22 protein-coding genes are annotated in these 26,495 nt (G+C 70.8%); 9 read left to right on the forward strand and 13 right to left on the reverse strand.

All coding sequences use genetic code 11. The annotated features are described in order from the left end of the window. The first annotated feature begins 504 nt into the window (after positions 1-504). Positions 505-2,961, forward strand: coding sequence for a DNA topoisomerase IV subunit A (locus tag R2S09_RS25870; RefSeq protein WP_316743539.1), 2,457 nt, complete (start codon positions 505-507; stop codon positions 2,959-2,961). Here R2S09_RS25870 and R2S09_RS25875 read toward each other — a convergent pair. Beyond that, positions 2,958-4,076 carry a CobW family GTP-binding protein gene (locus R2S09_RS25875; protein ID WP_399144666.1) on the reverse strand — a complete coding sequence of 373 codons (1,119 nt, stop codon included), beginning with the start codon at positions 4,074-4,076 and terminating at the stop codon, positions 2,958-2,960. The two genes, R2S09_RS25870 and R2S09_RS25875, sit on opposite strands and share 4 nt — an antisense overlap. A gap of 320 nt (positions 4,077-4,396) precedes the next feature. On the opposite strand from R2S09_RS25875, the gene R2S09_RS25880 reads away from it, so the two are divergent. Together R2S09_RS25880 and R2S09_RS25885 are read left to right on the forward strand one after the other, a co-directional pair. Continuing rightward, a complete protein-coding gene (locus R2S09_RS25880; protein WP_306189787.1) occupies positions 4,397-4,948 on the forward strand; it encodes a DUF6082 family protein in 552 nt (183 codons plus the stop codon). A gap of 124 nt (positions 4,949-5,072) precedes the next feature. Then, positions 5,073-5,309 (forward strand): hypothetical protein, encoded by a 237-nt coding sequence (locus tag R2S09_RS25885; protein ID WP_133932844.1) that lies wholly within the window; start codon positions 5,073-5,075, stop codon positions 5,307-5,309. Positions 5,310-5,482: 173 nt separating this feature from the next. Here the strand turns inward: R2S09_RS25885 and R2S09_RS25890 are convergent, their stop codons facing one another. Then, positions 5,483-6,649: a citrate synthase/methylcitrate synthase gene (locus tag R2S09_RS25890; protein ID WP_316743540.1), complete on the reverse strand. Its 1,167-nt coding sequence runs from the start codon at positions 6,647-6,649 to the stop codon at positions 5,483-5,485. Positions 6,650-6,756: 107 nt separating this feature from the next. Between R2S09_RS25890 and R2S09_RS25895 the strand changes: the two genes are divergently transcribed. The 4 genes from R2S09_RS25895 (at position 6,757) to R2S09_RS25910 (ending at position 11,610) form a co-directional block, all read left to right on the forward strand. Further along, entirely contained in the window at positions 6,757-8,013 is a 1,257-nt protein-coding gene (locus R2S09_RS25895; RefSeq protein WP_316743541.1) for a citrate synthase, read from the forward strand. A gap of 55 nt (positions 8,014-8,068) precedes the next feature. Then, positions 8,069-9,031: a sucrase ferredoxin gene (locus tag R2S09_RS25900; protein ID WP_316743543.1), complete on the forward strand. Its 963-nt coding sequence runs from the start codon at positions 8,069-8,071 to the stop codon at positions 9,029-9,031. A gap of 144 nt (positions 9,032-9,175) precedes the next feature. After that, positions 9,176-10,933 carry a sensor histidine kinase gene (locus tag R2S09_RS25905; RefSeq protein WP_316743545.1) on the forward strand — a complete coding sequence of 586 codons (1,758 nt, stop codon included), beginning with the start codon at positions 9,176-9,178 and terminating at the stop codon, positions 10,931-10,933. Beyond that, positions 10,930-11,610: a response regulator gene (locus R2S09_RS25910; protein ID WP_316743546.1), complete on the forward strand. Its 681-nt coding sequence runs from the start codon at positions 10,930-10,932 to the stop codon at positions 11,608-11,610. Before R2S09_RS25905 ends, R2S09_RS25910 begins: the two co-directional genes overlap by 4 nt. Positions 11,611-11,664: 54 nt before the next feature. On the opposite strand, the gene R2S09_RS25915 is transcribed toward R2S09_RS25910, so the two are convergent. The 3 genes from R2S09_RS25915 to R2S09_RS25925 all read right to left on the reverse strand — a co-directional run bounded on the left by R2S09_RS25915 (position 11,665) and on the right by R2S09_RS25925 (position 14,490). Then, complete coding sequence (locus R2S09_RS25915; protein WP_316743547.1) at positions 11,665-12,732, reverse strand: ABC transporter substrate-binding protein; 1,068 nt, start codon at positions 12,730-12,732, stop codon at positions 11,665-11,667. Between the two features lie 89 nt (positions 12,733-12,821). Then, complete coding sequence (locus R2S09_RS25920; RefSeq protein ID WP_306189794.1) at positions 12,822-13,685, reverse strand: ABC transporter permease; 864 nt, start codon at positions 13,683-13,685, stop codon at positions 12,822-12,824. Then, complete coding sequence (locus tag R2S09_RS25925; RefSeq protein WP_030171891.1) at positions 13,675-14,490, reverse strand: ABC transporter ATP-binding protein; 816 nt, start codon at positions 14,488-14,490, stop codon at positions 13,675-13,677. The genes R2S09_RS25920 and R2S09_RS25925 overlap by 11 nt, the downstream gene beginning before the upstream one ends. Positions 14,491-14,651: 161 nt before the next feature. Between R2S09_RS25925 and R2S09_RS25930 the strand changes: the two genes are divergently transcribed. Further along, positions 14,652-15,344: a response regulator gene (locus tag R2S09_RS25930; RefSeq protein WP_306189796.1), complete on the forward strand. Its 693-nt coding sequence runs from the start codon at positions 14,652-14,654 to the stop codon at positions 15,342-15,344. A gap of 113 nt (positions 15,345-15,457) precedes the next feature. On the opposite strand, the gene R2S09_RS25935 is transcribed toward R2S09_RS25930, so the two are convergent. The 6 genes from R2S09_RS25935 to R2S09_RS25960 form a co-directional block, all read right to left on the reverse strand. After that, entirely contained in the window at positions 15,458-17,050 is a 1,593-nt protein-coding gene (locus R2S09_RS25935; protein WP_306189797.1) for a cation acetate symporter, read from the reverse strand. Then, a complete protein-coding gene (locus tag R2S09_RS25940; RefSeq protein WP_316743550.1) occupies positions 17,047-17,604 on the reverse strand; it encodes a DUF485 domain-containing protein in 558 nt (185 codons plus the stop codon). Before R2S09_RS25940 ends, R2S09_RS25935 begins: the two co-directional genes overlap by 4 nt. A 69-nt stretch (positions 17,605-17,673) precedes the next feature. Then, the gene (locus R2S09_RS25945) at positions 17,674-18,363 is read right to left on the reverse strand and encodes a response regulator transcription factor (RefSeq protein ID WP_306189800.1); all 690 of its coding nucleotides are present in this window, start codon (positions 18,361-18,363) and stop codon (positions 17,674-17,676) included. Next, the gene (locus tag R2S09_RS25950) at positions 18,360-19,511 is read right to left on the reverse strand and encodes a histidine kinase (RefSeq protein WP_316743552.1); all 1,152 of its coding nucleotides are present in this window, start codon (positions 19,509-19,511) and stop codon (positions 18,360-18,362) included. Before R2S09_RS25950 ends, R2S09_RS25945 begins: the two co-directional genes overlap by 4 nt. Further along, positions 19,508-20,032 (reverse strand): CcdC protein domain-containing protein, encoded by a 525-nt coding sequence (locus tag R2S09_RS25955; protein ID WP_316743553.1) that lies wholly within the window; start codon positions 20,030-20,032, stop codon positions 19,508-19,510. Before R2S09_RS25955 ends, R2S09_RS25950 begins: the two co-directional genes overlap by 4 nt. An 868-nt stretch (positions 20,033-20,900) precedes the next feature. Next, complete coding sequence (locus R2S09_RS25960) at positions 20,901-23,024, reverse strand: type IIA DNA topoisomerase subunit B (RefSeq protein WP_306189803.1); 2,124 nt, start codon at positions 23,022-23,024, stop codon at positions 20,901-20,903. A 438-nt stretch (positions 23,025-23,462) separates the two neighbouring features. Here R2S09_RS25960 and R2S09_RS25965 point away from each other — a divergent pair, with 438 nt between their 5' ends. Then, entirely contained in the window at positions 23,463-23,693 is a 231-nt protein-coding gene (locus R2S09_RS25965) for a hypothetical protein (RefSeq protein WP_306189804.1), read from the forward strand. A gap of 195 nt (positions 23,694-23,888) precedes the next feature. Here R2S09_RS25965 and R2S09_RS25970 read toward each other — a convergent pair whose 3' ends face one another. Together R2S09_RS25970 and R2S09_RS25975 are read right to left on the reverse strand one after the other, a co-directional pair. Beyond that, positions 23,889-24,749: a serine protease gene (locus R2S09_RS25970; RefSeq protein ID WP_316743554.1), complete on the reverse strand. Its 861-nt coding sequence runs from the start codon at positions 24,747-24,749 to the stop codon at positions 23,889-23,891. Positions 24,750-24,871: 122 nt separating this feature from the next. After that, positions 24,872-26,410: an RNA polymerase sigma factor gene (locus R2S09_RS25975; protein ID WP_306189806.1), complete on the reverse strand. Its 1,539-nt coding sequence runs from the start codon at positions 26,408-26,410 to the stop codon at positions 24,872-24,874. Positions 26,411-26,495 lie beyond the last annotated feature (85 nt).

The raw sequence follows: 26,495 nt of genomic DNA on the forward strand, positions 1-26,495 counted from the left end.
CCGAGACGGACCGCAGGGCCGAGACGGACCGCAGGGCCGCACATGCCCTCGACGAGGCTCGGACCGGGGCGGGCACCCGCCGCAGGTGGGAGGCCGATCGGCAGGGGGCCCTGGTCGGCGCGGCCCGGGCCGGAGCGGTCGTATGGTGTGCCCGGGCGGTCGGCTCGGCGCGGGTCGAAGCGGGTGATGGGGAACCCGCCCGTGGTCTGCGCGGCGTCCCCGTCTCGATCGTCACAGGCCCCTTGCGTCGGCCGTGGCGGGCGGGCGGCCGCGGGGCCGGTCGGTGGGGTGGGGCGGGGTCTTGTCCGGGTTGTCAGTGCGGCGGGCCACAATGGTCGGCGTCAGATCCCGTCACACGCTTCAGCAAGAGTGAGCCGAAGTGGCGCGTCGGTGTCGACGGGGCGGGCGCTCACGAGCCCGAGAGGGCCGAGCGCGGCCGCCCCGCCGAGACCGGCATGAGCGCCCCGTAGGCGAGCGATCAGGATTCAGGAGGAGCCGGCAGCGATGGCCCGCCGCAGCACGAAGACCCCGCCGCCCGACGAACCGTACGAGGAGAAGATCCTCGACATCGACGTCGTCGACGAGATGCAGGGCTCCTTCCTCGAGTACGCGTACTCGGTCATCTACTCCCGCGCCCTGCCGGACGCCCGGGACGGCCTGAAGCCGGTGCACCGGCGCATCGTCTACCAGATGAACGAGATGGGCGTGCGTCCCGACCGTGCGTACGTGAAGTGCGCCCGCGTCGTCGGCGAGGTCATGGGCAAGCTCCACCCGCACGGCGACGCGTCGATCTACGACGCCCTGGTGCGCCTGGCCCAGCCCTTCTCGATGCGTGTCCCGCTCGTCGACGGGCACGGGAACTTCGGCTCGCTGGGCAACGACGACCCGCCCGCCGCCATGCGGTACACCGAGTGCCGTATGGCCGAGGCGACGAGCCTGATGACCGAGTCGATCGACGAGGACACGGTCGACTTCGCCCCCAACTACGACGGCCAGGAGCAGGAGCCGGTGGCCCTGCCCGCCGCGTTCCCGAACCTTCTGGTGAACGGCTCCTCGGGCATCGCCGTCGGCATGGCCACGAACATGCCGCCGCACAACCTCGGCGAGGTGATCGCGGCCGCCCGTCACCTGATCCGGCATCCGAACGCGGACCTGGACGCCCTGATGAAGCACGTCCCGGGCCCCGACCTGCCCACCGGCGGCCGGATCGTCGGCCTGTCCGGGATCCGTGACGCCTACGAGACCGGGCGCGGCACGTTCAGGATCCGTGCCACGGTCTCGGTGGAGACCGTCACGGCCCGCCGCAAGGGCCTGGTCGTCACCGAGCTGCCGTTCACGGTCGGCCCGGAGAAGGTGATCGCCAAGATCAAGGACCTGGTCGGCTCCAAGAAGATCCAGGGGATCGCCGACGTCAAGGACCTCACCGACCGCGAGCACGGACTGCGCCTGGTCATCGAGATCAAGAACGGCTTCGTGCCGGAGGCGGTCCTGGAGCAGCTGTACAAGCTGACGCCGATGGAGGAGTCCTTCGGCATCAACAACGTCGCGCTGGTCGACGGCCAGCCCCTCACGCTGGGCCTGAAGGAGCTCCTGGAGGTCTACCTCGACCACCGTTTCGACGTCGTACGGCGCCGCAGCGAGTACCGGCGCGGCAAGAAGCGCGACCGGCTGCACCTGGTCGAGGGCCTGCTGACGGCGCTGGTGGACATCGACGAGGTCATCCGGCTGATCCGCTCCAGCGAGAACTCCGCGCAGGCCAAGCAGCACCTGATGGAGCGCTTCTCGCTGAGCGATGTGCAGACCCAGTACATCCTCGACACGCCGCTGCGCCGCCTGACCAAGTACGACCGCATCGAGCTGGAGGCGGAGAAGGACAGGCTCACGGCGGAGATCGAGGAGCTGACCCGGATCCTGGAGTCGGACGCGGAGCTGCGCAAGCTGGTCTCGGCCGAACTGGCCGCGGTCGCCAAGAAGTTCGGCACCCCGCGGCGCACGCTGCTCCTGGAGGCGGGCGCCGTCCCGGCCGCGACGGTGCCGCTGCAGGTGGCGGACGACCCGTGCCGCGTGCTGCTGTCCTCGACGGGCCTGCTGGCCCGTACCGCGGGCGGTGAGCCGTTCCCGCACGAGGCGGGCGGCAGGCGGCACAAGCATGACGTGATCGTCTCCGCGGTCCCTGCCACCGCCCGCGGCGAGGTGGGCGTGGTGACCTCGGCCGGCCGTCTGCTCCGTCTGAACGTGGTCGACCTGCCCCAGCTGCCGGACACGGAGTCGGCGCCGAACCTCTCCGGCGGCGCGCCGCTCGCGGAGTTCGTCTCCCTGGAGGACGACGAGACGGTGGTCTGCCTGACCACACTCGACGAGTCCTCGCCGGGCCTGGCGCTCGGCACCGAACAGGGTGTCGTCAAGCGGGTGGTGCCCGACTACCCCTCCAACAAGGAGGAGTTGGAGGTGATCACCCTCAAGGAGGGCGACCGGATCGTCGGCGCCGCCGAGCTGCGCACCGGTGACGAGGACCTGGTCTTCATCACCGACGACGCCCAACTCCTGCGCTACCAGGCCGGCCAGGTCAGGCCGCAGGGCCGCGCGGCCGGCGGCATGGCGGGCATCAAGCTGGCCGAGGGCGCCAAGGTCATCTCGTTCACCGCCGTCGACCCGGCCGTGGACGCGGTGGTCTTCACGGTCGCCGGTTCCCGCGGGACGCTGGACGACTCCGTGCAGACGACGGCGAAGGTGACGCCGTTCGACCAGTTCCCGCGCAAGGGCCGGGCCACCGGCGGTGTGCGCTGCCAGCGGTTCCTGAAGGGCGAGGACTGCCTGTCGTTCGCCTGGGCGGGCCCGGTCCCGGCCCGTGCCGCCCAGAAGAACGGCACCCCGGCCGAGCTCCCGGACATCGACCCGCGCCGCGACGGCTCCGGCGTGTCGCTGAAGAAGACGGTGGCAGCGGTGGCCGGACCGGTCTAGACCGGCGGTTCCTCGCTCGCCTGCTCGTCCTCGGGTTCCCGGACGTAGCGCAGGACGCCCCACATGCCGTGCTCGTCGGCGTGTGGGGCGTCGTTCCTGCACGCCTGGAGTTCCTTGCCGAGGAGCGGTGCGTCGATGCCGGAGCCGATGAGCACCAACTGGGTGAGGCGGGGCTGTTCGCCGGCCGGCCAGGGCTCCGGGTAGAAGCGCAGGAAGCGACCCACGGCGTGCACGGCGTAGCGGTGGCGCGGGTCGTGGGGGCCGAAGTCGACGTATCCCTTGATGCGGTAGAGGCCGTCGGGCCGGCTGTCGAGGAACCGCATCAGCAGGCGGGGGTCGAGCGGCACGTCGGAGACGAAGGAGAGGCTGTCGTAGCCGGCGTGCAGATGCCCGGCGTGACGGCCGTGCGGTTCGTCCTCGTCGGCCGTCGACAGGTCGTCGAAGGACAGCTGCCCGATGCGCTCCTCGCGCGGCCTGCACTCGAAGAGGAACTCGGGGTCGACACGGCCGTAGGTCGCCGGCACGACGGCCGCCCGGTCGACGAGGGACCGTACCGTCCCGAGCACCCGCTCCGCGCCGTCGGCCCGGTCGGCCTTGTTGACGACGACGAGATCCGCGAGTGCCAGATGCCGGTCGATCTCGGGATGCCTCGCGCGCGTGTCGTCGAACTCGGCGGCGTCGACCACCTCGACGAGCCCGCCGTAGACGACCCTGGGGTTCTCGCCGGCCAGCACCATGCGGACGAGTTCCTGGGGTTCGGCGAGCCCGCTGGCCTCGATGACGATCACGTCGATGCCGACGCCGGGGCGGGTGAGCCGGTCGAGGTAGAGATCCAGCTCGCCTGCGTCGACGGCGCAGCACAGGCACCCGTTGCCGAGGGAGACGGTGGAGTCGCCGAGCGCGCCCGCGACCGCCATGGTGTCGATCTCGATGGCGCCGAAGTCGTTGACGATCGCGCCGATACGGCTGCCGCCGCTGTGGTGGAGGAGGTGGTTGAGCAGGGTGGTCTTCCCGGAACCGAGGAATCCGGCGAGCACGAGGACCGGGATCTGACCCCCGGTCCCGCCCGGGCTCGGACTCGGGTTCGGATCCGGGTTCCGGCTCGGCTGGCTCACCGCGCGACCTCTCTCACACCGACGCGTGCACCGGCTCACGGCCGCGGTGCACCTGGGACAACTGAATGCCGACCCAGGATACGAGCCGCGCGAATCACGCCGAAGTGAACGATTGTTAGCCACACTTGCGGGGCAGACGTTGGACATGGCGCCGGAGCGTGCGACCCTCGCTTCCCTCCGTGCGCCTCCTCTCCGCCTCCCTGCCGACCAGAGCCGCTCGGCACCCTGGGAGACGGCAAGCGCCGCCCACCGCTCGCCGGTCCCCGTCACCTGCCCCAGCCCCGACGACCGGCGGACGGCCGCCTGATACGGGGGTTGACATGGTCACTCAGAAAAATGCCGCGGGGAGGTTCAGCTCCGCCGCGGCCGGTCTGCTGCTCGTCACCGCCGCCTTGACGCTTGCCGCGCGCCGGCGGCGCCTGGAGGCGGAGCGACTGGAGGCACGGCGTCTGGAACACGAGGAACTGGACTCCAGGCGCCGGGCCCTGGCGCATCAGCAGCGCATGCACTGGGACCTGCTCGCCAGGGCGATCGACGATCCCTCCCTGGCGGCGGTGATCGACACCTACGACCAGAGCATTCCCGCGGAGAAGCGACGCCAGTTCTTCTACGCCAACGCCTGGTACGTCAACCTCTACTTCCTCTATCAAGCGGGCCTGCTGGACCAGGAGGAGCTGTTCGGACGGCTGCGGGAGATCTTCCAGAACCCGCTGATGCGGGACTACTGGGAGGCGTCGAAGGCCCAGCGGGCGACCCTGAAGCAGTCGGCGGAGGAGGCGAGGATCGGACAGATGGTCGACGGCCTCATCAGGGATCTCGACGAGGCCGACACGGACGAGTGGTGGGTCATCGGCACCCCGCCGCCCTTCTGATCACTCCGCACGAGTGACTTCGGCGGATCACGGGTGGTGTTTGGGCCGATCCGGTCACAGGGGCCCCAGCGACCCCAGTAACGTGCTGGCCACAACTGTGCCCAGAACTAAGGACCGGTACCCCTTGAAGATCGTGCGCCGCATCGGTGTGCCTCCGAGCGCCCGTGGCAGTACCTCGGGAGCCAACTGCCCCGACGTCTTCGAACTGAGCGACGGGAACTTCGCCGTCATCGGCACGGAAGCCACCGAGGCGCTGGAACGTGAGCTGCCCGCCGACGCCTCCCGCGCGGACTACGAACGCATCGTGGTCGTCAGCCGGGAGACGCTGATCCGCGCCAAGGCGGACATTCCCGATGCCTGAAACGTCACACGAGACCGCGTCCACCCTGTAGGCGTCCCGTTCCCGCACCGGCCGCACGCGCAACCGCCCACCGAGCCGGACCGTCCCTCCGGCGAGCAGTCCGGCACCCCGTCCCTGCTCGACGCCCACCGATGAGGCCTGGCGCCCGAACGGCACCAGGCCGCACGCGTCTTTCAGGCCGCCTCGGGCACCTCCACCGGCGGGACCGGACCGACGTAGCGCGCCACCGGCCTGATGATCTTCGAGTCCTCCGCCTGTTCGAGGATGTTCGCGCTCCAGCCCACCACTCGGGCCGCCGCGAAGGTCGGGGTGAACATCTCGCGGGGCAGGCCGCAGAGTTCCATGACGACGCCCGCGTAGAACTCGACGTTCGTGTGGAGTTCGCGGCCGGGCTTGAGCTCGGCGAGGATCGCCTCCACGCGGCGCTCGACCTCGACGGCGAACCCGACCCGCGGCCCGCCGAACCCCTGGGCGATCTCGCGCAGCATGCGGGAGCGGGGGTCCTCGGTGCGGTAGACGGCATGGCCGAAGCCCATGATGCGCTCACCGGCCAGGACGCGGTCACGGATCCAGGAGTCGATCCGGTCCGGGGTGCCGATCGCGTCCAGGGTGTCCAGGGCCCTGCTGGGCGCGCCTCCGTGCAGCGGCCCCGACAGGGCCCCCACGGCGCCCACCAGGCAGGCCGTCACGTCCGCCCCGGTCGACGCGATCACCCGCGCTGTGAAGGTTGACGCATTGAAGCCGTGATCAATAGTTGAGATCAAGTACTGCTCGATGGCCCGGGCGTACCGTGCGTCCGGTTCCGAACCGGTCAGCATGTAGAGGTAGTTCGCCGCACAGGAGAGGTCCTCTCGCGGCTCCACGGGTTCGAGCCCCTGCCCCAGCCGGTACAGCGCGGTGAGCAGCGTCGGCACGGCGGCACAGGCCACCAGCGTGTCCTGGCGCCTGCGGTCCGCGTCGATGTCGTACACCGGCCGGAAGCCCTGTGCCGCCCCGAGCAGGGACAGCGCCGTGCGCAGCCCGGAGAGCGGGCCGGAACGGGTGCTCGCCGCCGCGACGGCCGGCAGTGCCGCGCGGACCTCCTCGGGCAGCCGGCGCAGCGCGGCGGTCCGGGCGGCGAAGGCCTCGCTCTGCCGCGCGTCGGGGAGTTCCCCGTGCGTGAGCAGGTACCAGACGTCCTCGAAGCACCGGGTGCGGGCGAGCTCGACGGCCGAGTACTGGCGGTAGTGGTAGAAGCCCTCGAGCCCGCGGACGTCACCGATTCGGGTGTCGGTGACCACGACTCCCGCGAGGCCCCGCGGTGCGTCGACAAGAGTGGCTGCGGCCCTGTTGCTGGACATGTTTCCTCCCATGGACTTGAGCAGACTGTCCATGCTTGACTCAATCCCTGTCAATATTGATTGAATCAATGCTTTACCTGATGACTGAGACGGATACGGTGAGCTCCATGCGCGATCAGGAACCTGCCGTCGGCGCCGCGGAGCGGCGGCTGAGCACCAAGGAGACCGCCGAACTGCTCGGGGTGAAGCCCGAGACCGTGTACGCGTACGTGAGCCGCGGTCAGCTCAGCAGCCGTCGCGATCCGAGCGGCCGGGGCAGCTCCTTCGACGCCAAGGAGGTCGAGGCGCTCGCCCGCCGCAACCGGCGGAACGGCGGCAGCGGCACGGACTTCGGCGGGGAGCTGTCCGTCCGGACCCGCATCACCCTCATCGACACGGACCGCTACTACTTCCGCGGTGTCGACGCGACGGAGCTGGCCGCCCGGCACACCTACGAGGAGATCGCCGAGTGGCTCTGGACCGGGCGGCTGCGCCCCGGAGTCACCTTCACCGCGCCCGAGGCCTCCGTCACCGTGGCCCGCCGGGCCGTGGACGCCCTGCCCGAGCACACGGGGCCCACCGACCGGCTGCGGGTCGCCGCGATCGCCGCCGCGGCCGCCGACCCCCTGCGGTTCGACCTGTCGGAGGACGCCGTGCTCGGCACCGCGCGCGTGCTCATCCCGACCCTCGTCGACGCGCTGCCACCGGTCCGGTCCACACACCGCGACCAGGGCCCGCTCGCGCACCGGCTGTGGGGAAGGCTGACCGGTCGCCCCGCCGACGACGCCTCACTGCGCGTCCTGGACACCGCGCTGGGCCTGCTCGTCGACCACGACCTGGCCGCCTCGACGCTCGCCGTGCGCGTGGCGGCATCCGCCCGCGCACACGCCTACGCCGCCGTCTCCGCGGGGCTCGGCGTGCTCGAAGGCCCGCTGCACGGCGCGGCAGGCGGACTGGCCCACCGGCTCGTCCTGGAGGTGCTGGACCGGGGCGCCGCGGGGCCCGTCATCGCCGACGAACTGCGCGAGGGCCGCCGCATCCCCGGGCTCGGCCACCGCCTGTACCCCGGCGAGGATCCACGCGCGCGTGCCCTCTTCGGCCTGCTGGAGGACATCCCGCGGGCCGCGCCGGCGCTCGCCGCCGCCCGCGACATCGTCGCCACGACCGCCCGCCACGCCCCGCTGCACGCCAACGTCGACCTGGCCCTCGCCGTGTTCACCGCCTCGTCCGGCATGCCCTCCAGCGCCAGTGAGACGATCTTCGCCGTGGCTAGGACGGCGGGCTGGATCGCCCACGCTCTGGAGGAGTACGGGGAGCGCCCGTTGCGTATGCGCCCGAGCGGCCGGTACGTCGGCCCGCCGCCCCCGCGGCCGCTGCCGGAGTAGATCATTCCGAGCGCCGGATGCAGCCCGTGTGCCAAGTCAGGTTAGGCTCGCCTGTGTGAGTACGTGCGCGACCGTCTCCCGGCAGCTCCACGAGCCGCTGTCCGCCACCGCGCCCACGGCGACGACGTGGCTGCTGCTGGAGCAGCCCGGGCCGTGGGGCCCGAAGGCGCTCACCTCCAGCCATCTCGACCCGGGCCTCGGACGCTTGCTTGAGCGGGCGGCGCAGGGCACCGGCGTCCGTGTCGCGCTCATCCGCCGCCCCGGGCGGCACGCCGACTGCCGCACGCCGTCCGTGCGGCATGTGTACGCCGCCCACACGGTTCCCGGCAACGTATGGCTGCACAGCGCCATGACCGTCGACCCCGAGCTGCTGCTGGGCCTCGACTTCGCCGCCCTGGGCAGGGGCGATCACCGCAGCTTCGGCACGGTGCTGGGCGGCCGGCCGCACTCGGGTGACCCGCTGGTCCTCGTCTGCACCAACGGCAGGCGCGACCGGTGCTGCGCCCTGCTCGGCCGGCCGCTCGCGGCCGCGCTCGCCGCCTCCGGGGTGCGGGGGGCCTGGGAGGTCACCCACCTCGGCGGCCACCGCTTCTCCCCGACCCTGCTCGTCCTGCCGTACGGATACGCCTACGGCAGGACCGAGGCGCACACCGTCATGGACGCCCTGCACGGCGTGCGGGAGGGCCGGGTGGTCCTGGAGGGCTGCCGGGGCCGTACCGCCTGGGAACGGCCCGGACAGGCGGCGGAGCTGGCCGTGCGGACGGCATCCGGAGAGGACCGGGCGGACGCGCTGACCGTCGTGGGCACCGAGAACCTGGACGCCGACGGCGCGGCGCCCCGCTGGGAGGTGACCGTCGCCCACACCGACGGACGCCGGTGGCACGTGACCGTGGAGCAGGGCGCCGCCGTGCCGCCCCGCCCGGAGAGCTGCGGCGCGGCGGTACTGGGCGCGCCGGCTCACATGGACGTGACGGCCGTGCGCGAACTGACGGTCGCCCGGTCGGCGCCCGCCCGCTGAGAGCGGACATGTGACCGCGCGGGGTCCCGGTGCCCGGGGCCGGGCCGCCGCGGACACCCGCTGCGCCGGGATAGGGATCCGGGCACGAGATGCACGCCACACCCCTCTGGGGCAGCGCCCGTCCGCCGACGTACCGTCGTGGGCATGAGCCCCACTCCCCCCGCCCGCCGCCTGCGCCTGGGCCTGCCACGACGGGTGTTCTCGCAGGTGCTGGTGATGCAGTTGGTGATCGCGGCGGGAGTGGCGGTCCTGGCCACCGGGCTGTTCCTCGCACCGCTCAGCCATCAGCTGGACGACCAGGCGATGCGTCGCGCGCTCGCCATCGCCGAGACCACCGCACAGAACCGTCAGATCGCACACGACCTGCAGAACACCGCGCCGACCGTAGGCGGGCCCGTGCAGAGGGAGGCGGAGCGGATCCGGCTGCATACGCACGCCGAGTACATCGTGGTGATGGACAGGCACGGCACGCGCTGGTCACACACCGATCCGAAGCAGATCGGCGATCATGTCTCGACGGACCCCCAACAGGCGCTGGCGGGCCACGAGGTCATGCAGATCGACACCGGCACCCTGGGCCGCTCCGCCCGCGGCAAGGTACCGCTGTACGACGACCACCACCGCATCATCGGGGCGGTGTCGGTGGGCATCGCCTACGACAGCGTCCGCGCCAGGCTGATCGACGCCATACCGGGGCTGCTGGCATACGCGGGCGGTGCGCTGGCGGTCGGCGCGCTGGGCGCCTGGCTGATCTCCCGGAGGGTCCAGCGGCAGACCAGGGACCTGGCCTTCTCGGACATCGCGGCCCTGCTCGCCGAGCGCGAGGCGATGCTGCACGGCATCCGGGAGGGCGTCGTCGCCCTCGACCGCGACGGCCGTGTCCGGCTGCTCAACGACGAGGCCCGGCGCCTGCTCGGCATCGGTGACGAGGCGGTCGGCCTGTCGCTGGACGAGGCGCTCGGCGAGGGCCGCACGACCGACGTCCTGGCCGGGCGGGTCACGGGCACCGATCTGCTCACCGTGCGCGGGCAGCGCGTCCTGGTCGCCAACCGCATGCCCACCGACGACGGCGGCGCCGTCGCCACGCTGCGCGACCGCACCGAGCTGGAGCAGCTGGGCCGGGAACTGGACTCCACCCGCGGTCTGATCGACGCCCTGCGCGCGCAGGACCACGAACACGCCAACCGCATGCACACCCTGCTGGGTCTGCTGGAGCTGGAGATGTACGACGACGCGGTGGAGTACGTCGGGGAGGTCGTCGGCGACCACCGGGCCACGGCGGAACAGGTCACAGAGAAGATCCAGGACCCGCTGATCGCCGCCCTGCTGGTCGGCAAGGCGACCGTCGCGGCCGAGCGCGGCGTCGCACTGTGGATCTCGGACCGGACCCGGCTGCCGGACCGGCTGATCGATCCCCAGGGCCTGGTGACGGTCGTCGGCAACCTGGTCGACAACGCGCTCGACGCGGTGGCGGCCACCCCGCACGCGCGCGTGGAGGTCGAACTGCGCGCCGAGGAACGTACGGCCGTGCTCAGGGTGCGCGACACGGGTCCGGGAATCCCGGCCGACCAGCGGGACGTGATCTTCACGGACGGGTGGTCCACCAAGCAGCCGCCGGCGCACGGCAAGCGCGGCCTCGGGCTCTCCCTGGTGCGCAGGCTCGCCGAGCGGCAGGGCGGGCATGTGGCGGTGCGTGAGGCACCCGGCGGCGGCGCGGAGTTCACGGTCGTGCTGCCCGAGGCGCTGGCCGAGCCGGACCTCGCCGCAGCAGACCGGCCCTCCACGGACCCGACGCCTTCGGACCCGGCACCCGCAGACCTGGCCCCGGCGGGCCCGGCGCGCCTGGACCTGGGCCGCTCCCTCAGCGCGGCCGTCGAGACCGCCGGGGAGGAGTCGCGGTGATCGAGGTGCTGGTCGTCGACGACGACGCCCGGGTGGCGCGGGTCAACGCGGCCTACGTCGAGAAGGTGCCGGGCTTCCACGTCGCGGGAGAGGCGCACAGCGCGGCCGAGGCGCTGCGCCTGCTGGGGACGCTGCCGCGCATGGACCTGGTGCTCATGGACCACCACCTGCCCGACGAGACGGGTCTGACGGTCGTGCGGGAGATGCGCCGCCGCGGGCACCAGACCGACGTGATCATGGTGACGGCGGCCCGGGACGTGGCGACCGTCCACGCCGCGATGCGGCACGGCGCGCTGCAGTACCTGGTCAAGCCGTTCGGCTTCACGGGACTGCGGGCCAAGCTGGAGGCGTATGCGCGGCTGCGCCGCACGCTGGACGGCGGCGGCGAGGCGGAACAGGCCGAGGTGGACCGGATCTTCGGGGCCCTGTCCGCCCCCGCCGATCCCGGACTGCCCAAGGGGTGCTCCCCCACCACCGCCGCCCTCGTCCGCCGGTCGCTGATGGCGGCCGAGGGCCCCCTCTCGGCCCAGGAGATCGCCGACCGGACCGGGCTGAGCCGGCAGACCGCGCAGCGCTATCTGAAGCTCCTGGAGCGCACGGGACGGGCCAGGCTGACCCTGAAGTACGGCGACGCGGGCCGCCCGGAACACCGTTACGTGTGGGCGACCCGCGTCTGAGGACACGGCTCGTGGGGCGGGGGAAGAGCCCGTGTCCCCCCGTACATACGGATGTCAGCCGGTGGCCTTCTCGACGAACTCGGTGGTGAATGTCTTGCTCAGGTCCACCTTGGCGTTCTTGATGTTGGGGTTGAACGCCTTGAGGACCTTCTCGACGGTCTCCGGACCGTTCGCCGGCATGACGCCGTCCTTGGTGAACATCGGCAGGGTGCTCTTGATCGCCTCGGCGTACAGCGTCTTGTTGCCCTGGGAGTAGTCGGCGGGCATCTTGGCGGCGATCTCGGAGGCGCTGTGGGTGGACATCCACTTGAGCGTCTTGACGAACGCATTGGCCAGCTTCTGGACGGTCTCCTTGTGACCGTTGACCCAGTCGGTCTGCATGTACAGGCTTGACGACGGGTACGGGCCACCGAGCGCGGCCTGCGAACCCTCCGGGGTCCGCATGTCGAGGAGGATCTTGCCGGCCTTCTTGTCCAGGATCGTCGCGACGGTCGGGTCGGTCGTCATACCGGCGTCGATCGAGCCCTTCTGGAGGGCGGAGATGAAGGTCGGCCCGGCCCCCACGGCGACCGGCGAGAACTCGTTGACATTCACGCCGTTCTTGACCGCGAGGTACTTCGTGAGGAAGTCGGTCGAGGAGCCGAGGCCGGTGACACCGAGCTTCTTGCCCTTGAAGTCCTTCGGTGAACTGATCTTGCCGGCCGCCTTGCTGGAGACGACCTCCACCTCGCCGGGGGCGTGCGAGAACTGGACGACGGACTCGACGCTCTTGCCCTTGACCTGCAGGTCGAGGGTGTGGTCGTAGAAGCCGACGGCGCCCTGCACCTGGCCGGAGACGAGGGCGGTCTCGGCCTGGACACCGGCGGGCTCGCTCAGCAGCTCGACATCGAGGCCCTCCGCGGAGAAGTAGCCGAGGCGCTGGGTGAGCATCGCGGGCATGTAGATGACCTTGTCCAGGCCACCGACCATGATCTTGACGTGCTCGCCCTTGCCGCCGCCCCCGCCGCTGCCGTTGCCGCTGTCGGCGGTCGAACTGGCCGCGTCGTTGGCACAGGCGGTGAGGGAGGACAGGGCGAGCAGGCCGGCGGCGGCCGAAGCGGCGAATCTGACGGACTTGCGCATGGCGTTTTCACGTCCTTGTGAGAGGGCGGTGCGGGAGAAAAGGCTTCGAAAGACGGACTTCGACGGGGCGGTGGTCGCGGCGGCCGGGGTCAGTGCCCGGAGTCCGCGGGCTTCCAGCGGAAGATGCGCCGCTCGGCGAAGGTGAGCAGCCCCTCGGCGACGAGCGCGACCGCGGCGAGGATGACCATCGCGGCGTACACACCGGCGGCGTTGAACGTGCCCTGGGACTGCGCGACGAGCAGGCCGATGCCCCGGGTGGCGCCGATGTACTCGCCGACGATGGCGCCGATGAGGGCGAAGCCGAAGCTGACATGGAGGCTGGTGAAGATCCACGAGGTCGCGGACGGAATGACCACCTGGAAGGTCACCCTGCGGTCGCTCGCGCCCAGGATCCGGGCGTTGGCCACCAGGTTGCGGTCGACCTCACGGGCGCCCTGGAAGGCGTTGAAGAACACCGGGAAGAAGACGAGGACCACTGCGGAGGCGACCTTGGAGGCCGGTCCGAGCCCGAACCAGATCACGAAGATCGGGGCGAGGACGATCCTCGGTATGGAGTTGAGCACCTTGATGTAGGGGCCGAGCACATCGGCGAGGAACCTGATGCGTCCGAGCGCGATACCGAGGACCACACCGGCCACGACGCCGAACACCCAGCCGAGCAGCGCCTCGTAGAGCGTGTACCAGATCTGCTCGCCGAGCGATCCGAGGGCCGTGCCGTGTGTGATCCACGTCCAGATCTGGTCCCAGATCTGCGAGGGCATCGAGAAGTTGAACGGATCGATGACCTTCGCCCGGGAGAGCACCTCCCACAGGCCGAGCACGGCCACCAGCAGCAGCACGCGCGCGGAGGCGATGACGGCCTTGCGCCTGCGGGCTGCCCGGGCCCGGGAGTGCGCCCGGTCGGGGGTCTTCGCCGTGTCGGCGACCGGTGTGCTGAGGACCTCAGGCGACATGGGCGGCACCTCTTTCGCGGGTGATCCGGACCTCTTCGCCGAGGGACTCCCAGATCTCGCGGTAGATCTCGATGAACTGCGTCTGCAGGCGCACCTGCTCGACCTTGCGCGGGCGGGGCAGGTCGATGTCGAAGATCTGCTTGACGGTCGCGGGACCGGCCGTCATCACGACGACCTTGTCGGCCAGCGCGATGGCCTCCTCCAGGTCGTGGGTGACGAAGACGACCGAGGCGCCCGTGCCCTCCCACAGCTCCAGGAGCTCGTCCGACATCAGCGCCCGGGTCTGCACGTCGAGCGCCGAGAACGGCTCGTCCATCAGCAGGATCTCGGGGTCGTTGACGAAGGTGGCGGCGAGGGCGACGCGCTTGCGCTGACCGCCGGAGAGCTGGTGCGGGTAGCGGTCCTCGAAGGCGGCGAGTCCGACCCGCGCCAGCCATGCGCGCGCCTTCTCCTTCGCCTCCGCCTTGGGTACGCCGCGGAAGCGCGGTCCGGACATCACGTTGGAGAGCACCGTACGCCAGGGGAACGTGGCGTCCTGCTGGAAGACGAAACCGACCTTGCCGCCGACGCCGTGCACCGGTTCGCCGGCCACCAGAACATCGCCCTGAGTGGGCTCCTCAAGGCCACTGACCAGGGTCAGCGTGGTCGACTTGCCGCAGCCGGTGGGGCCGACCACCGCCACGAACTCACCCCGCCGAACGGTGAGGTCGAGGTCTCTGACAGCGGTGTGCAGACCCCCGGACGGGGTCCTGAAGGTTTTGCTCGCGCCCCGTAGCTCGATGGCGGGGCTGGTGTCTGTGCTCATGGCCCGGGACGGTAGGTGTGGCCCCGGCCACAGCAGCAGTCTTGTGGGCACAAGCCGTTCTTTTGCTCGCAAGCATCTGTTGTGCTCGTTTTGCTCGCGTTACAACAACGGAGCCGAAACACGGGCTTAACGCTCGCCTGGCCTTGGGAGAAAGAGGCCCGATGATTGACGTCCTGGTGGTCGACGACGACTTCCGTGTCGCCGAGATCAACGCCAAGTACGTGGGAAAGGTTCCCGGCTTCCGGGTGACCGCCCGCGCGCACAGTGCCGCGCAGGCCCTGACCTGCGTGCAGCGCGGCGGCATCGACCTGGTCCTGCTCGACCACTACCTGCCCGACCGGACGGGCCTCGAGCTCGTCCACCGCATGCGGGAGCAGGGTCTGGGCACCGACGTCATCATGATCACGGCGGCCGGTGACGTGGCGACCGTGCAGCAGGCGATGCGCCTGGGCGCGCTGCACTACCTGGTCAAGCCCTTCACGTTCGCGGCGCTGCGCACCCGCCTGGAGTCCTACGCCGCGCTGCGCCGCACCGTCGACCGCGTCGGCGGGCGAGGAGTGGCCGGGCAGGAGCAGGTGGACCGGATCTTCGGTGCGCTGCGCACCACACCGGCGCCCTCCTCCCCCGGACTGCCCAGCGGCCACTCGGAGCCGACGACGGACCTCATCTGCGATGTCCTGCACGGCGCCGACGAGCCGCTGTCGGCCCACGAGGTGGCCGCCCGCACCGGCCTGAGCCGCTCCACCGCCCAGCGCTACCTCCGCCACCTGGAACAGGCCGGCCGCCTGCGCCTGTCCCTGAAGTACGGTGACACCGGACGCCCGGAGCACCGTTACGCCTGGGTGGCACCGTAGGGCGCGTCGTGTGGTCCGCGGTGCTACGACGGCCGCGGGGCGGGCCGTCTCCGGGGGCCGTCGGTCCTGAGCCGCACGAGAGGCCCTGAACGGCCCCCGCTAAACGGCCCCCGCTAAACGGCCCCCGCTCCCGTCAGCGACCGCACTTCCGTCTCCGCGTGCTTGGCCTCGTCCGGCGGCTCGGCGGAGGTGACGGTGCCGAGCCAGCCGGCGAGGAACCCGAGCGGGACGGAGACGATCCCCGGGTTCTGCAACGGGAAGTACTGGAAGTCGACGCCCGGGAACAGTGAGTCGGGGCTGCCGGAGACCACCGGGGAAACCAAGACCAGCACCAGGGCGGGGATCAGACCGCCGTAGACGGCCCACACCGCGCCGCGGGTCGTGAAACCGCGCCAGAACAGCGAGTAGAGCAGTACGGGCAGGTTCGCGGAGGCGGCGACGGCGAAGGCGAGACCGACCAGGAACGCGACATTGAGATCGCGGGCGAGCAGGCCGAGGCCGATGGCGACCACGCCGATGCCCACGGCAGCGACCCGCGCCACGGCGACCTCACCGCGCTGCCGTCCGGTGCGGCGTCGCAGCGACGCGTACAGATCGTGGGCCACCGACGCCGAGGAGGCCAGCGTGATCCCGGCGACCACCGCGAGGATGGTGGCGAAGGCTACGGCGGCCACGACCGCGAACAGGACCGTGCCGCCCGTGGAGTCCGCGCCGCCGCCCAGATTCAGGGCGAGCAGCGGAACCGCGGTGTTCCCGGCCGCGTTCGACCCCCGGACCGCCTCCGGTCCGACGATCGCCGCGGCGCCGAAGCCGAGGACGATCGTCATCAGGTAGAAGGCGCCGATGAGCCCGATGGACCAGATCGCCGAACGGCGGGCGGCCCGCGCGGTCGGCACGGTGTAGAAGCGGGACAGGATGTGCGGCAGCCCGCCCGTGCCGAGCACCAGCGCGAGGCCGAGACTGATGAAGTCCAGGCGGGCCGTCCAGTCCCCGCCGTACTTGAGTCCCGGTGCCAGGAAGGCGTCCCCGTGGCCGCTGTGCTCGGCCGCGGTGAGCAGCAGCCGGTCGATGTCGCCGTGGAACCGGACCATGACGAGCACGGTCAGCACGACGGTGCCGCCCAGCAGCACGACCGCCTTGACGATCTGGATCCAGGTGGTGGCGCGCATCCCGCCCAACGACACATAGATCACCATCAGCGCGCCGACACCGATGACGGTCCACGCCTGCGCCGCCCCGCCCGTACGCCCGAGGAGCAGGGCCACCAGGCTGCCCGCGCCCACCATCTGCGCCACCAGGTACAGAACGGACACGGTGACCGAGGAGGTTCCCGCCGCGATCCGCACCGGCCGCTCGCTCATCCGTGCCGCGACCACGTCGGCGAGCGTGAACCGGCCGCAGTTGCGGACGAGTTCCGCCACGAGGAACAGCACCACCAGCCAGCCCACGAGGAAGCCCACCACATAGAGCACCCCGTCGTAGCCGAACAACACGATCAGTCCGGGGACCCCGAGGAAGGAGGCGGCCGAGGCGTAGTCACCCGCGATGGCAAAACCATTCTCCATGGGAGAGAACAGCCGCCCGCCCGCATAGAACTCCTCCGCCGAACCGTGCCGGTGGCGGCTCACCCAGGTGGTGATGGCCAGCGTGATCGCGACGAACACGCTGAACAGCAGCAGTGCCAGGGTCTGATGGTCTCCGGTCACGACACACCGCCCCGGGCGGCGCCCCGCGTGAGTTCCTGGGTGTCCCAGCGCAGTTCCAGCGCGGCCCGGTCCCGGCGCAGCCGTGCGTGTCGTGCGTACGCCCAGGCGAACAGAAAGGTTGTGAGGAACTGTCCCAGCCCCGCGAGCAGTGCCACGTTCACCACGCCTGCCACCGGCCGCGCCATGAACCCCGGCGCGGTCGTCGCGGCCACGACGTACGCCACGTACCAGACGAAGAACGCCGCCACCGCCGGCACCACGAACCTCCGGTAGCGGCTGCGCACCTCCTGGAACGCCGCGCTGCGCTGCACCTCCAGGTAGACCTCGGCCGCCGCGCCGACGCGCGGCGCGGCTTGCCCCTCCCGGCGTGCCGCCGGCACGGGTGCGACGGGAGCGCCTGTACCGTCTCCCTCGCCCCACCCGGAAGCCAGCGCGTCGTACCAGGGGTCGCGGTACCTCGTGTCCTCGGGTGCCGGGTCCTGCCCGTTGTGGTGCCCCGACGTGTTCTCGGGATCGACCCCGTCCCCGTGGGGACGGCCGTTGCTCGACTGCATGCCCAAGGATGGACAGAACGGGAAGTTCCCCGACTTCTCTTCTCCCCGCTCTTCACCCCATCAGGTGACTCACCTGGTCGGGGGCCGCACCAGTCCGTTCGCGTAGGCGTAACGCACCGCCTGCGCCCGGTCCTTGAGGCCGGCCTTGGCGAAGAGGTTGTTGATATGGGTCTTCACCGTCGCCGTGGAGACATGCAGCCGGCGGGCGATCTCCTGGTTGGTCAGGCCTTCTGCGATCTGCACCAGCACCTCGCACTCCCGTGCCGTGAGTCCGTCCGGGGCCTCGGGGGCGGGGGCCGACTCGGGCGCGGGCCCGGGCTCGGACAATCGCTCCAGCAGCCGCCGCTGGATGCTGGGCGACAGTCCGGCGTCACCGGACAGCACGCTCTCCACCGCCCGGACGATCTCGTCACCGCCCGCGTCCTTGGTGAGATATCCGCGGGCGCCCGCCCGGAGGGCCGGAAACAGCGAGTCGTCGTCGGCGTAGGTCGTCAGGACCACCACCTGTGTCCCCGGGTGCTCCGACCGGATGCGCCGGGTGGCCTCCACACCGTCGCACCGGGGCATCCGCAGGTCCATCAGGACCACGTCGGGAGCGAGTTCCGCGACGAGTTCCACCGCTTCCTGCCCGTCCCCCGCGGAGCCCACGACCTCGACCCCGGGCAGCAGCCCCAGCAGCATCACGATGCCCTCCCGGACAACCGTCTGGTCGTCCGCCACCACCACCCGCGCGGGCTTCCTGCCGGCCTCCTCGCTCACACCGGCACCTTCAACGTCACCGCGAACCCCTCCTCGTGCGGTCCCGCCTCCAGCGAGCCGCCCAGCAGCTCCGCACGCTCCCGCATGCCCAGCAGACCGTACCCGCCCCCGGCTGCGGCGAGCTCGCCCGGCTTGCCCCCCGAGTCCCGTACGTCGAGCATCACCTGGTGCTCGCCGTAGTCCAGCCGGATCCGCACCTTGGCGCCTGGCGCGTGCTTACGGACGTTGGTGAGGGCTTCCTGGGCGACCCTGCGCACGGCCTGCGAGGCCTCGGCGGGCAGCGGTCTGCGTTCACCCGAGACGGTGACCTCGGCACCACCGCTCACCCCGACGAGCTCGCTGAGGAAGTCCTCCAGCGGGGTCAGGTCACCGCGCAGGGCGGACAGCGCCTGCCGGGTCTCGACAAGACCGTCACGGGCCATCCCCCGCGCCGCCACCACCCGCTCGAGGATCTGCTCCCGGTCCGCCCCGCGCTCGACGAGCAGCCGGGCGGCCTCCAGATGCACGAGCTGCGCCGAGAGGCTGTGGGCCAGCACATCGTGGATCTCCCTGGCGATCCTGGCCCGCTCGGCCAGTGCCGCCGACTCCGCCTCCGCCGCGCGCGCGGCCCGCTCCTGGGCGAGCAGCCGCTGGGCGTTTCCACGGGCCTCGGCGTCGAGCCGCAGGACGTAGCCGGCGAGGGCGAGGCCGATGCTCGTGACGATCGTCGTCAGCAACTTGTCGTCGTTGACCAGGCTGTACGCGGTCAGGGAGACAGCTGTCACGGGCGTGGCGACGGTGAGGGGCATTCTCTCCAGCGCCACTACCGCGCAACCGCACCAGATGACGAGGGCGGGCACCTTGAAGCCGGTGGCCTCGGCGACGACCGCCGTGCCCAGCAGCACCGCGATGAGGGCCAGGGAGGGCAGGAGCCGGTGCGCGAGCGTGGTCCGGAAGAAGGCCCAGGCGGCAGCCGCCACCACGAGGACACCCACTGCCGCCACGACTTGCCCCCAGAGGGGAATCCGTCTGCTGCTGACAGCGCCCCACAGCAGCCCGCCGGCCACCAGCACCCGCACGACCCAGCTGAGCAGGCGTCGGGGCTGTGAGAGGCCCATGCGCCCCAGCGCCTCCGGTGAGGGCCAGCGCGTCCAGACGTTCTCCGTCACACACGCTCCTTCCACGCGGGTCGGGGCTTGCCGTCACGGTACGCCGTGACCGGGGCGGATGCCGAGGTCAGCGCACGCGTCCGCCAGGCGAGGAGCCCGGAGCGGACCAGCAGCGTGCCGGCCAGGGCGACCATCAGGGCCCCGCTGTCCTGGTGCACGCCGAGCACGGCACCGAGAGCGAAGAGAGCGACGCGCAGGGCGATGCCGCCGACCCAGACGGCCGCGCTGGCCTTGGTGCTCTTGGTCCACACCGTGCCGTCAGGCTCCGCCCATATGCGGGTGGTCCAGGCCCAGCCGGCTCCTGTGCCCAGGCCGATGAGCAGTTCGGCGGCGAGCAGCGCGACGGACTCGGTGCGGTGGTGGGCATCGATGATGCCGGGTTCGCGAAGGGCGACGAACGCCAGTATCGCGGGCAGGACCCACCAGCGCCGACCGGCGTCGAGCCGGCGTGCCGCGAACTGCCGCACGATCACCAGGGCGGCGACGGCGACGATCACCAGCGCATTGATGAGCCCGGACATCTTCAGCCTCCGTGAGCGGAAAGGAGAAGCCGACGGCACGGTGCCGCCGACGCCTTCGACGCTACGGAAAACCGCGGTCCGGCTGATCGGAGCCGGGGTGGATCGCGGGTGGAAACCGCACCTCGCCGATCTCCACCCCCAGGTGGAGAACCCGCCCTGTCCGGGACCGGTGGGTTCGGGCCTGTGACGGGCGGGCGGGCGGTGGCATGAGACGGGCGAGCCCGGGCCGAGCCGGGACGGGAAAGGGCGAGGGCCAGAACAGGACAACGAAGGGGCCGGTACAAGGGCCAGGTCGAGGCGAGGCCGGAACGAGCCTGAGCCAGAAGGGGGCACAGGGCCGGACGAGTCCGCGCCGTGCCCGAGACAGGGACACCGCCCACGCTGGGCAGGGCCAGGCGACGCAGGGCAGGGCATCCCCGGTCAGGGCAAGGCCAGAAAGGGCGCCCGGCCGTACGAGCTCGCGCCGGGACGAGGCGGGGCCGAGACGGGGGCACACCCGCGGCGCACGGGCTCGGGGCCGGAACGGGGACGAGCCCGGACAGGCCGAAACGGGGCGAGCCCGGCCGGGCCGGCCTGGACCAGGCAGGCATGGGTGCCCTCCGGGCCGGGACAAGGCAGGAACAGGCGCCCTCCAGGCCGGGACAAGACCGGGCAGGCGCGCCCGAGCCGGGACGAGGTCGGGCAGGCGCCGGGCCGCGACAGAGTCGGAGCAGACCGGGCACGGCCGGACGGTTCCGCACCGAGACCGGGCACGGCACGACAGGGCAGGGCAGCGCGAGGCAGGGCAAGCCAAGGCGCGGACCGCCGGTGACGGCCGCGCCGGGGCGCCCCGCCTGCGTCGTACCCGGCCGGGAGACCGGCGAGGCAGCTACGCGTCGATGCGGGAGCGGTCCAGCGTGGCCGCCGAGCTCGCGATGAACTCCTTGCGGGGGGCCACCTCGTTGCCCATCAGCAGATCGAAGACGCCCTCCGCGGCCTCCAGGTCGGAGAGGTTGATCCGGCGCAGGGTGCGGTGGCGGGGGTCCATGGTGGTCTCGGCCAGCTGGTCGGCGTCCATCTCACCAAGGCCCTTGTACCGCTGGATCGTGTCCTTGTACCGGATGTTCTTGCTCTGCAACTCGAGCAGCTTGTCGCGCAGCTCACGGTCCGAGTACGTGTAGACGTACTTGTCCTGACCCTTCTTCGGCTGGATCAGCTCGATCCGGTGCAGCGGCGGCACCGCGGCGAAGACCCGGCCGGACTCGACCATCGGCCGCATGTAGCGGTGGAACAGCGTCAGCAACAGGGTCCGGATGTGGGAGCCGTCCACGTCGGCGTCGGTCATCATGATGATCTTGCCGTAGCGGGCCGCGTCGAGGTCGAAGGTACGGCCCGAGCCCGCTCCTATGACCTGGATGATCGCACCGCACTCGGCGTTCTTCAGCATGTCCGTGACGGACGACTTCTGGACGTTGAGGATCTTTCCGCGGATGGGCAGCAGCGCCTGGAACTCGGAGTTCCGGGCCAGCTTCGCCGTACCGAGGGCGGAGTCGCCCTCGACGATGAACAGTTCGCTGCGGTCGACGTCGTCGCTGCGGCAGTCGGCCAGCTTGGCCGGCAGCGAGGAGGACTCCAGGGCCGTCTTGCGGCGCTGAGCATCCTTGTGCTGGCGGGCGGCGATACGTGTACGGGCGGCGGAGACCGCCTTCTCCAGGACCACCCGCGCCTGCTGCGCGGCGTCGCGCTTGGTGGAGGTCAGGAACGCCTTGAGTTCCTTGGTCACCACGTTGGTCACGATACGGCGGGCCGCCGAGGTGCCGAGGACCTCCTTGGTCTGTCCCTCGAACTGGGGCTCGGCGAGCCGGACCGTGACGACCGCGGTGAGGCCCTCCAGCGCGTCGTCCTTGACGATGTCGTCCTCCGCGACGCGCAGCAGCTTCTTGGTCCGCAGCACCTCGTTGAGCGTCTTGGTGACGGCCTGCTCGAAGCCGGCGACATGGGTACCGCCCTTGGGGGTGGCGATGATGTTGACGAAGGACCGCACCGTCGTGTCGTAGCCGGTCCCCCAGCGCAGCGCGACGTCCACGCCGAGCTCGCGGGTGACCTCGGTGGGCGTCATCTGGCCGTGCTCGTCGAGGACCGGGACGGTCTCCTTGAAGGTGCCCTGGCCGTTGAAGCGGAGGATGTCGCAGACCGGCTTGTCGCTCGCCAGGTACTCGCAGAACTCGCTGATGCCCCCGTCGAAGCGGAAGGACTCCTCGCCCTTGCTGCCGCCCTCCCCGAGGCCGTACTCGTCGCGCACGACGATGGTCAGCCCCGGCACCAGGAACGCGGTCTGGCGGGCGCGCTGGTGCAGGGTCTCCAGGGAGAGCTTGGCGTCCTTGAGGAAGATCTGACGGTCGGCCCAGTAGCGCACGCGCGTGCCGGTGCGGGTCCTGGGGATCTTCTTGGCCTTGCGCAGGCCACCCTTGGCCTCGAACTTGCCGTCGGGTCCGTTGCCCGTGAACGCTCCGGGCACGCCGCGCCGGAAGCTGATGGCGTGGGTGTGGCCGCCGCGGTCCACCTCGACGTCCAGCCGGGCGGACAGGGCATTGACCACGGAGGCGCCGACGCCGTGCAGACCGCCGGAGGCCGCGTACGAGCCGCCGCCGAACTTGCCGCCGGCGTGCAGCTTGGTCATGACGACCTCGACGCCGGACAGGCCGGTCCTGGGCTCGACGTCGACCGGGATACCGCGGCCGTTGTCCCGCACCTCCACCGAGCCGTCGTCGTGCAGGACCACCTCGATGTGGTCGCAGACGCCCGCCAGGGCCTCGTCCACGGAGTTGTCGATGATCTCCCACAGGCAGTGCATCAGGCCACGGCTGTCGGTGGACCCGATGTACATGCCGGGGCGTTTGCGCACGGCTTCGAGGCCCTCGAGGACGAGCAGGTGCCGCGCGGTGTAGTTGGAACCGTCCCGGTCTGCTCCTGCCAGCAGCGCTGTGGACGGCACGGACGTATCGGCGGTCACGCGGTTCGCTCCTCGCTGAATTTCAGGTTGGGCCCTGATGGGTAAGGGCGCGGCTTCGGTTGCCGCTCAGAGGGTACCGAGGCCTGGTAGAGCCGTTGTAACGCAACCCTCTGCATCGACACACACTAGTCGAGAGTCGCATGTACGTTCGATGCCTCGATGGAGTGAAGCACATATCACGTTCCCTTCGAGGCATGAACCATTTAGGCTCCGGGCACGTCCTCCTGAACAACCGGCAACCCGGCCGGGGAGGACCGACCATGACCAACAGCGCGAACCCGTAAGACATACAGACGTAATACGGCACATTCGCCGCCAAACCGGCAACGGACAGCCTCTCGAGAAGATTTTTCGAGGAAATGCCACGAGCGGGAACGTTTGGGGCTGGTTGGATGTTGACCCTGGTACGACAGCTCGTCGAGCTAGAGAAGAGGCGACGTGACTACTGTTCTGACCCCCGCGAGCCCGCTGACGGCCGCTGATCGCTGCGACCGCTGCGGCGCCCAGGCATACCTGCGCGTCGTCCTGCTGAGCGGCGGAGAACTGCTCTTCTGCGCCCACCACGGTCGCAAGTTCGAGCCGGAACTCAAGAAGATCGCCGCCGAGATACAGGACGAGACCGAGCGCCTGACGTCTGTTCCGGCAAACGCGTCCGACGACGAGCGCTGATCCCTCGCACGACGAGCCAGCTGCCGGCCAGGCCGGCGAACGGGCGGCCGCTCCCGACACATGGGAGCGGCCGCCCGTTTTCGCGGCCTCATGACCTCGGATCCCGGTCCACGGTCCATGACCTGGTTCCCGGTTCCCGGTTCGCGGCCTCATGACCGTCGATCCCCGGTCCACGGTCATGCCCGGCGATCCCGGTCAGGCCTCACCGTCCTCCTGATGGGCCGCCCGGGAGCCACCGGCCCGTGCGAACGTCCGTACGACGTCGGACACCCGCGTGTAGACGCCCGGACTCCCCGCTCGTCCACAGCCACTCCCCCACGACACCAGTCCGATCAGCCGGCCCTTGGCGACCAGCGGACCCCCGCTGTCCCCCTGGCAGGCGTCCCGGCCCCCTCTGGTCTCGCCCGCGCACAGCATCGTCCCGGGCTCGTACGTGCCCTCGGCACTGCCCGGATAGGCCCGCTCGCACCGGGCGTCGGGGAGGACGTGCACCCGTGCCGCGTGCAGGCTGTGGGCGTAGGCGGCGGCTCCGGTGGTGTCACCCCAGCCATAGACCACGGCGCTTGTACCCGGCGTGTACGCCGGGTCACCCGGGCCCGCCATGGGGATGACGGCGCTTTGCGGCAGCGGCTCGGTGAGGGTGATCACGGCGAAGTCGCCCGAGTTGGTGGCCGTGTCGTACCGCGGATTGACCCAGATGGCCCGCACCCGGATCTCCTTGCCCCCGGAGGAGAGCAGATCCGTGCGGCCCGTGATGATCTTCAGGTCCCGTGTCGGTGGCGCGCCCACCACATCCCCGCCCAGACAGTGGGCCGCGGTGAGCACGGCGGTTCTGCTGATGGCCACACCTCCGCAGAACTGCCCGGCGCGCGTACCCCCGAACCGGTCACGGCTGGAGAGCGCCACGGTCCACGGGCTGTGCGACACATCGACGGGAAAGCCGCCGATGACAACGCTGTCGGCAGCCGCCGGGACCGCGTTCACCAGCGGTATCGTGGCCCCCGCCGCCGCAAGGACGAGCGGCCGGGCCAGCGCCCGGGCAATACGGCGTCGCATAACGCACTCCTCACTCTGGGGTGATCGTTGAACACCCAGAGTCGGGCAGACCGGCGCGAGCCGCAGCACGAAGGCCCGGCCCCCGTCCGGGGACCGGGCCTTCGGTGACCTGGGACCGTGACCTAGTCGAGGTAGTCGCGCAGGACCTGCGAACGCGACGGGTGGCGCAGCTTCGACATGGTCTTGGACTCGATCTGGCGGATCCGCTCACGCGTCACGCCGTACACCTTGCCGATCTCGTCCAGGGTCTTCGGCTGACCGTCGGTGAGGCCGAAGCGCATGGAGACGACGCCGGCCTCGCGCTCGGACAGGGTGTCCAGCACGGAGTGCAGCTGCTCCTGCAGGAGCGTGAAGCTGACGGCGTCGGCGGGGACGACGGCCTCGGAGTCCTCGATGAGGTCACCGAACTCGCTGTCGCCGTCCTCACCCAGCGGGGTGTGCAGCGAGATGGGCTCACGGCCGTACTTCTGGACCTCGATGACCTTCTCCGGAGTCATGTCGAGCTCCTTGGCCAGTTCCTCCGGGGTGGGCTCGCGGCCCAGGTCCTGGAGCATCTGGCGCTGCACGCGCGCGAGCTTGTTGATGACCTCGACCATGTGCACCGGGATACGGATGGTGCGGGCCTGGTCGGCCATCGCTCGGGTGATCGCCTGCCGGATCCACCAGGTGGCGTACGTGGAGAACTTGTAGCCCTTGGTGTAGTCGAACTTCTCGACCGCGCGGATCAGACCGAGGTTGCCCTCCTGGATGAGGTCCAGGAAGAGCATGCCGCGGCCGGTGTACCGCTTGGCCAGCGAGACCACCAGACGGAGGTTGGCCTCCAGGAGGTGGTTCTTGGCGCGACGGCCGTCCTCGGCGATGATCTCCAGCTCGCGCTTGAGCTTGGGGGCGAGCTTGTCGGAGTTGGCCAGCTTGTCCTCGGCGAAGAGACCCGCCTCGATGCGCTTGGCCAGCTCGACCTCCTGCTCCGCGTTGAGCAGGGGGACCTTGCCGATCTGCTTGAGGTAGTCCTTGACCGGGTCGGCGGTGGCGCCGGCCGCGGCGACCTGCTGGGCGGGGGCGTCGTCCTCGTCCTCGTCGGAGAGCACGAACCCGGCGCTCTCGGCGCCCTCCGGCTCCTCCGCGCCCTTGGGGTCCTCGAGCACCTCGTCCTCGAGAAGCTCGACGTCGTCCTTCTTGGCGGCGGTCTTCTTGGCCGCCGTCTTCTTCGCGGTGGCGGTCGCCTTCTTCGCCACCGTCTTCTTCGCGGCGGCCGCCTTCTTGGCGGCGGCCTTCTTGGGAGCGTCGTCCTCGGCGGGCGTGTCGACGGCAGGCGCCGCCGGGGTGGCGGTGGCGGTGGCCTTCCTGGCGGTCGCCGTCTTGGCCGCGACCGTCTTGGTGGCGGTGCGCTTGGCCGGACTCTTCGCTGCGACGCTCTTTCGGGTGCGCTTGTTGGGCTCCGCGGCACTGACCATCAGCGTCACACCCTCTTCCTCGAGGATCTGGTTGAGGCTGCGCAGTACGTTCTTCCACTGAGTGGCCGGAATCTGGTCAGCTTCGAAGGCCCGACGCACATCGTCGCCGGCGATCTGCCCCTCAGCCTTTCCCCGCTCAATGAGCGCCATGACAGAGACGGACTCGGCGATCTCCGGCGGGAGCGTACGGGATGTGCTGGCCGACACGAACAACCTCTCGGAACGTTGGAAAACGGCTTCCGGCCCCGTCCACAGCGGACAGGAGCCGACCACCGGCCTGGGGATTGGGCCG

It is taken from the genome of Streptomyces sp. MK7 (assembly GCF_032658145.1).
In the GTDB taxonomy this organism is placed as follows: domain Bacteria; phylum Actinomycetota; class Actinomycetes; order Streptomycetales; family Streptomycetaceae; genus Streptomyces; species Streptomyces spiralis.

Coding starts and splice junctions, on each gene's coding strand:
- R2S09_RS25870 (WP_316743539.1), top strand. CDS start 505: ATGGCCCGCCGCAGCACGAAGACCCCGCCGCCCGACGAACCGTACGAG.
- R2S09_RS25880 (WP_306189787.1), top strand. CDS start 4,397: ATGGTCACTCAGAAAAATGCCGCGGGGAGGTTCAGCTCCGCCGCGGCC.
- R2S09_RS25890 (WP_316743540.1), bottom strand. CDS start 6,649: ATGTCCAGCAACAGGGCCGCAGCCACTCTTGTCGACGCACCGCGGGGC.
- R2S09_RS25895 (WP_316743541.1), top strand. CDS start 6,757: ATGCGCGATCAGGAACCTGCCGTCGGCGCCGCGGAGCGGCGGCTGAGC.
- R2S09_RS25905 (WP_316743545.1), top strand. CDS start 9,176: ATGAGCCCCACTCCCCCCGCCCGCCGCCTGCGCCTGGGCCTGCCACGA.
- R2S09_RS25915 (WP_316743547.1), bottom strand. CDS start 12,732: ATGCGCAAGTCCGTCAGATTCGCCGCTTCGGCCGCCGCCGGCCTGCTC.
- R2S09_RS25920 (WP_306189794.1), bottom strand. CDS start 13,685: ATGTCGCCTGAGGTCCTCAGCACACCGGTCGCCGACACGGCGAAGACC.
- R2S09_RS25925 (WP_030171891.1), bottom strand. CDS start 14,490: ATGAGCACAGACACCAGCCCCGCCATCGAGCTACGGGGCGCGAGCAAA.
- R2S09_RS25930 (WP_306189796.1), top strand. CDS start 14,652: ATGATTGACGTCCTGGTGGTCGACGACGACTTCCGTGTCGCCGAGATC.
- R2S09_RS25940 (WP_316743550.1), bottom strand. CDS start 17,604: ATGCAGTCGAGCAACGGCCGTCCCCACGGGGACGGGGTCGATCCCGAG.
- R2S09_RS25955 (WP_316743553.1), bottom strand. CDS start 20,032: ATGTCCGGGCTCATCAATGCGCTGGTGATCGTCGCCGTCGCCGCCCTG.
- R2S09_RS25970 (WP_316743554.1), bottom strand. CDS start 24,749: ATGCGACGCCGTATTGCCCGGGCGCTGGCCCGGCCGCTCGTCCTTGCG.